Source organism: Hephaestia mangrovi, assembly GCF_019880555.1.
Classification (GTDB): domain Bacteria; phylum Pseudomonadota; class Alphaproteobacteria; order Sphingomonadales; family Sphingomonadaceae; genus Sphingomonas; species Sphingomonas mangrovi.
In genome coordinates this window covers 1-1,321 of the sequence record NZ_JAINVU010000021.1, presented here as the reverse complement: position 1 = coordinate 1,321, position 1,321 = coordinate 1, and the positions used below count along the sequence as shown (strand labels likewise).

1 protein-coding gene and 1 other annotated feature are annotated in these 1,321 nt (G+C 64.3%); the gene reads right to left on the bottom strand.

Annotated features, from left to right (window positions below; translation table 11 throughout):
• Positions 1-39 precede the first annotated feature (39 nt).
• Positions 40-1,268, bottom strand: a protein-coding gene (locus K7G81_RS17635) for an IS3 family transposase (protein ID WP_223032146.1) whose coding sequence is annotated in 2 segments (ribosomal slippage) — positions 40-980 and positions 980-1,268 — 1,230 coding nt in all. Because the reading frame shifts where the segments join, the coding sequence is not laid out codon by codon here.
• Positions 871-987, bottom strand: a sequence feature (AL1L pseudoknot). (Overlaps the previous gene by 117 nt.)
• Positions 1,269-1,321: the final 53 nt, after the last annotated feature.

The window sequence follows — 1,321 nt, the reverse complement described above, 5'->3', positions numbered from 1 at the left end:
TGAACCGCGCCGGGTTTGCCGGAGGCCTTGGGTTGTGAGTCACGCTGCCATATCGATGTTGTCCGCGGCAGCATAATATTGGTCTTCCGCTTCGGCAGGCGGGATGTTGCCGATGGGCTCGAGCAGCCGACGATGGTTGAACCAGTCGACCCATTCGAGCGTCGCGTATTCCACCGCTTCGAAGGATCGCCAGGGGCCACGGCGATGGATCACCTCGGCCTTGTAGAGACCGTTGATCGTCTCGGCCAAAGCGTTGTCGTAGCTGTCGCCGACGCTGCCGACCGAGGGCTCGATCCCGGCTTCGGCGAGGCGCTCGGTGTACTTGATGGACACGTATTGCGACCCGCGATCGCTATGATGGATGAGGCCGCCCCGATGGGCCGGCCGGCGATCATGAAGCGCCTGTTCCAGGGCATCGAGGACGAAGCTGGCATGTGCCGTCCTGCTGGCTCGCCAGCCGACAATCCGCCTGGCGTAGGTATCGATGACGAAGGCGACGTAGACGAACCCCGCCCAGGTCGCGACATAGGTGAAGTCCGACACCCAGAGCCGGTTCGGCGCTGGCGCGTAGAACTGGCGGTTGACGCGATCGAGCGGGCACGGCGCCGCCTTGTCGCTGATCGTCGTGCGCACCGGCTTGCCCCGGATCACTCCTGCCAAGCCCATCTCACGCATCAACCGCGCGACCGTACAGCGGGCGATCGGAAAACCCTCCCGCATCATCTGCCGCCAGACCTTGCGCACACCGTAGACCGCGAAGTTCTCGGCGAACACGCGCGCGATCTCCGGCTTGAGAGCCGCATCCTGCCGTGCCCGCGCCGACAGGCGTGTCGGATCCTGTCGCTGCGCGACGCGCTCGTGGTAAGTGGATGGGGCGATCGGCAGGACGCGGCAGATCGGCTCGACCCCATAGGCATCGCGGTGATCGTCAATGAAGGCGATCATCGCCGGAACGGGCGGTCGAGCTCCGCCTGTGCAAAATATGCCGACGCCTTGCGCAGAATCTCGTTCGCCTGACGCAACTCCCGGACCTCGCGTTCCAGCGCCTTCAACTTGTCGGCGACTTCGGTTGGAACACCCGCACGCTTGCCGCTGTTGACCTCCGCCTTCTTCACCCACTCAAGCAGCGTCTGCGGTACGCAGCCAATCTTCTCCGCGATCGATACCACCGCCGCCCACCGCGATGGGTGATCCCGCTCGTGATCGAAAACCATCCGCACCGCACGATCGCGGACCTCCGGCGCAAACTTGTTCGTCGTCTTGCTCATACAGGCTCCACCTTCTCAGGAGTTGGAGCCTCCGGCAAACCCGGCGCGGTTCA